This window comes from Hyalangium versicolor (assembly GCF_020103695.1).
Classification (GTDB): Bacteria; Myxococcota; Myxococcia; order Myxococcales; family Myxococcaceae; genus Hyalangium; species Hyalangium versicolor.
This window is the reverse complement of sequence record NZ_JAHXBF010000068.1, coordinates 1-3,316: the sequence shown is the minus strand read 5'-3', so window position 1 is coordinate 3,316 and position 3,316 is coordinate 1. Positions and strand designations below refer to the sequence as shown.

General features: G+C 62.3%; 3 protein-coding genes and 1 pseudogene. 2 read left to right on the top strand and 2 right to left on the bottom strand.

Translation table 11 applies throughout. The features are described from left to right. Positions 1-444: 444 nt before the first annotated feature. Both KY501_RS52690 and KY501_RS52685 read right to left on the bottom strand, forming a co-directional pair. Positions 445-585 carry a hypothetical protein gene (locus KY501_RS52690; protein WP_224373226.1) on the bottom strand — a complete coding sequence of 47 codons (141 nt, stop codon included), beginning with the start codon at positions 583-585 and terminating at the stop codon, positions 445-447. Positions 586-919: 334 nt separating this feature from the next. Then, positions 920-2,077 carry a hypothetical protein gene (locus tag KY501_RS52685; RefSeq protein ID WP_224373224.1) on the bottom strand — a complete coding sequence of 386 codons (1,158 nt, stop codon included), beginning with the start codon at positions 2,075-2,077 and terminating at the stop codon, positions 920-922. A 457-nt stretch (positions 2,078-2,534) separates the two neighbouring features. Here KY501_RS52685 and KY501_RS52680 point away from each other — a divergent pair, with 457 nt between their 5' ends. Both KY501_RS52680 and KY501_RS52675 read left to right on the top strand, forming a co-directional pair. After that, positions 2,535-2,708: a DUF2188 domain-containing protein gene (locus tag KY501_RS52680; protein ID WP_224373222.1), complete on the top strand. Its 174-nt coding sequence runs from the start codon at positions 2,535-2,537 to the stop codon at positions 2,706-2,708. 427 nt (positions 2,709-3,135) lie between these two features. Continuing rightward, positions 3,136-3,316: pseudogene (locus KY501_RS52675) on the top strand (cytochrome P450); the annotation flags it as partial.

The window sequence follows — 3,316 nt, the reverse complement described above, 5'->3', positions numbered from 1 at the left end:
TCCACGGCGACCCGGCCATCCGCGTCGTCGCGCGGAACGCCGTGGTCGGGCCCTCCCGGCCCATCCAGCTGGCGCTGGAATGATGCGTCGAGGCGCACGGCCGGCCGGCCTTGCCCGATTTCCAGCCCGCGCGTGAAGTTGATGAGCCGCGTTCGACACTCCACCAGGGCATCACGCGCCTTGGCGACAGCCAGGTCCGCCTGGACCTGCGTCCCACGGGATTCCGTCCGCGCCCCAGATGCACAGCGTGCTCACCCTATCTCCCAGGTCACATCCGATCGTTACGGTAGAAGTCTCAGCTTTTGGTCCCCCAAAACCGGATTGGGTCCCGAGATGCAAGCGCCGCCCCAGTTCTCAGAGGGCGGCGCCTTGAAAGCGGCGAGTTGCTCTGCTTGGGAGCGGCGGCAATCGAACCTGCCGACTCATGACAGTTCCAAGCCAGGCTCACGGCGGGAGTGTGGGGCTGGAGTTGGGTTGACGTCCGTGGGACAGGACCGGCATGTAACACTTGTTCTTGAACATGCTGCCCATGTAGCCGCTGAACGTCACCGCCTCGCAGTTCTCCCGGTCCACAGGCATTTCCACCCAGCAGCCTCCATCTTCACGAGTAGGCGGGCCGGGACTCTACGGCTCGTCCTGTGTGGCCGCCGAGCAGCTCGCCCCCACGCTCTGAAGCGCGGGCTGCCTGTTGGAAGGGAGCCCATGAACCCCCAACGGTTGACGGCTCACAAACCGCGCAGGAAACCGGAGGACTTCTTGCAGGGACAGGTGAAATAGAACTGCGAGAAGGGCCCTCCCGGCGGGGCTCCCTCGACCTCGATTCTCCCCCCGCAGAATACACACCGCTCTTGTGGGGTCTTCCCTTCTTTCACTGCCCGGATCGCCCGCAGGACAGGCTCCTCTTCTGGCTTGATGTGGCTCATGGCTTGGTTGGCACCCTGTTCTCGAGAAACAAGTTCAACTTGGGCACGTCGTCAACCCCCATCCCAATCTTATCCAGGCGCTCCATAGCATCCTTGAAGAGAATCTTCCGTTCGCTCTTCTCCAGATCTGGAGCAAACTTTGCGGCCCGCAGGCTCGCCTGCGCCTCTTCCAACTGCGTCAGGCGGTGTTGCTCCGCGGGTGAGAGTGCCTTCCACGCCTCGTAATCGCGAGGCGTCTGCGAACGGCCCAACATGCTCGCCTCGCGATGGCCCACGACCTCATGAGCAATAGCCCCTCGCTCGCTGACACGCTGATTGGCTGACAACGACTTCCCGGTTGCCGGCGTGGGCTTCAGGTCATTACCAATGTAGAGCCGTTCCTCACCAAAAGCCTCACCCCAGGATGTGGGGGTGTCTTGCTTGATCTTGTCTGCCGGCATTCCCAACTTCTCGGCATAGGCCCGGGCTGACGCCATTTCGTCTTCAGTGAGGGGGCTACGGCTCCGCGACCCCTCGGTCATGGGGTGGCGCATCTCCGGCTGAGCAGGAAGGCCCGGCCTTCCACCGCCAGTCACTGGAGTGCTGGGAGGGACATCCGTCTTGAGAACTTGCCCTCGCAAACTCGGCGCGTCCTTGGCACCGGCGGGCTTGATCTGCGCCTTGCGGAGCAGCAGGGCCATGACTACTTCCACTCCTAGCGCGACGAAGGCTCGAGCCAGTTTGTTGGCCGCACGGCGTAGATCGAAGTCACTCTCCGCGTTGATGACGTCGTGGCCAAACTCCACGAGGTCCGCGAGGCCCCGCATTCCTTGAACGCCCAATGTGGCATAGGTGACGCCCACGAGGATGACGTCCACCATCTCGCCCACTCCGAAGAAGTGTGCGGCAGCCCAAACCACCATGACCCCTGCGGCGATCGCGAGATTCTCCGGATTGAGGAACTCGCCGAGCGCGCGCTTGATCTCCACAGACAGCGTAGGAAGAGCGAGCGCATACTCCACCGTTCGGCGCAGCTTCTCCATATTGCTCATCTTCGAAACGAGATCGACGCTGGCGCCAGCGCTTGGGATCATCCCTGTGACAGGCTGCGGCCCTGACCGAAGAGGAGTAAGTGTCTTGGCCTTATCGAAGAACTCATTGTCTGAAGGAGCCATGAAACCCCAGCCTCCACACGGTCAGAGTGCCATGTGTCAGGCCATGGTATGAGAGGTGGATAGTCAGGGCTGTACCACCTGCGTGGTATGTCGTTTCAGCCTTGCTACACCGGTCTGCCGCGCCAACACGTTCCGCGCGTCAGACTGTTCAAGACGGACGAACCCACCTTTGACTCCCTCTTCTTCAAGGAAGCCGAGCACCTGATCAACGCTGCTGTGCAGGAGTGGCGCACATTGATCCTCGTGGCACTCAGGATGGGCTGCGGCTTGGGGAAATGATCAGGCTCCTATGGGCCGACCTCGACTTGCAACACGACAAGCTCAATGTGCGGCGCACCATCTATAGACTCTTCGCGCAGATCATCGCGGCTTTGCCAACCTTGGGCCCGCGTCGTAGCGCTCCGCCGCTCAGCAACTCGAAGATGCGCGAGCGCCCGCAGCCAAGCATGATAAGGTCATGGTGTATGGCGAGGTCTTCAGCAGGCACGCTGCGAAAGAGGAGGCCGTCGAAAAAGGAAGGAGGCTCGCGATGGGGAACAAGTCCGAGCACTACATCCACAACATGGATGGCACCATCGGCAAGCGCAACAGCTACGGCAACGACCCTAATCCGCCGAAGGACAAGAACTAGCTAGCAACCTGCCCCGTATTCGGAGCCTATCTCGCTCCAGAGCCGGTCCCCCCTGTGTCCGGAAGTGCTCCCCCCAGCAGAGGAGGCGAGAGCGGGGAGTGAGGCAGCGGCGAGGAAGGAGCGGATGAAGGAGAGGACGGCGCGAGTGGATGGGGCAGGGTTGCTGAAGAGGACGTTGGACTTCGACGTGTTGGCCTGCGCGAGGGGTAGAGGCAGGCGGCGAGTTCTTGCGTACGTGAAGGCAGGCAGGGGAGTGCGAGCGATACTGGAGCACCTGGGCTTGCCCACGGCAGGTGTGAGCTTGGCCCCGGCGCAAGCGAGTTCGGGCAATACCAGCAAACACCCCAGCGGTATCGACATGCGATTATCCTCCCATGACGAAGCTACCGAAGGGCCCCCCAGCGCCATTCTGCAGCAGCTGCGGTACATGCGGGATCCCTTCAAGCTGTTCCGCGACTGCCGCGACCGCTACGGCGACCCGTTCTATCTCCCCGGCCTGGAGTGCGGATTTGTGGTGACCGGCGAGCCGGAGGGGCTCCGCACCATCTTCGGTGCGGACCCCGGCATCTACGATCCCGTCTACGCCAAGCTGATGGCGCCGCTCATCG